The sequence below is a fragment of the Streptomyces sp. DH12 genome, assembly GCF_020873895.1.
Lineage (GTDB): Bacteria > Actinomycetota > Actinomycetes > Streptomycetales > Streptomycetaceae > Streptomyces.
In genome coordinates, this window is sequence record NZ_JAHWGT010001705.1 from 1 (window position 1) to 384 (window position 384).

Sequence of the window (384 nt, forward strand, 5' to 3'; positions counted from 1 at the left end):
CCTCTACGCGCCCCCCGCCTATGTGCCGCGCTCCATGGCATTCCCCACCAGCCCGGTGTCTCCCGACGCGGTGCAGCTGATGACCGCCTTCATCCTGCCCGACTACCAGGGACAGGGACTCGGCCGCGTCATGGTGCAGACGGTGGCGAAAGATCTGCTGCGCCGGGGGTTCAAGGCGATCGAGGCCTTCGGCGACGCCCGGTGGAAGGAGCCGGCCTGTGTGCTGCCCGCGGACCATCTGCTCGCCGTGGGCTTCAAGACGGTCCGCCAGCATCCCGCCCACCCCCGGCTGCGTCTGGAACTGAGGTCGACACTCTCCTGGAAGGAAGACGTGGAGATGGCACTCGACCGGCTGCTGGGTGCGGTGCAGAAGGAGCCGGCCCT

General features: G+C 68.8%; 1 protein-coding gene. It reads left to right on the forward strand.

Annotation, left to right across the window (positions count from 1 at the left end; all coding sequences use genetic code 11):
* Positions 1-384: GNAT family N-acetyltransferase (locus tag LPA54_RS41825; RefSeq protein ID WP_228985565.1), on the forward strand; the 384-nt coding region annotated here is incomplete at both ends.